Annotated in this window: 1 pseudogene; it reads left to right on the top strand. The window is 55.1% G+C overall.

Going from position 1 to position 227, the window contains the following annotated elements:
• Positions 1 to 30 precede the first annotated feature (30 nt).
• Positions 31 to 227, top strand: a pseudogene (locus ACCD02_RS32825) (hypothetical protein); the annotation flags it as partial.

Below are 227 nucleotides of genomic sequence, written 5' to 3'. Positions count from 1 at the left end.
ACGACTTCTAACCGATCTGGAGCAACTACCATGAAAACTTCCAAACTGATTTTCGGCCTGGCCTTCTCTGTTCTGGCTTCCAGTGCTTTCGCTCTGCCAGCCATCACTGGTCACGATCAACTGAACGCCCAGGTCGTTGCCGAAAACGGTGCTGACCACGTTGGTGCTAACCGTGTCGCTGCTGATGGTGCCGATCGTGTTGGCGCTAACCGTGTAGCCGCTGATGG

This window comes from Pseudomonas sp. Pseusp88, assembly GCF_047303955.1.
Classification (GTDB): Bacteria; Pseudomonadota; Gammaproteobacteria; order Pseudomonadales; family Pseudomonadaceae; genus Aquipseudomonas.
Note: the sequence above shows the minus strand (reverse complement) of the source record. Positions and strands in the feature narration are given on the sequence as shown.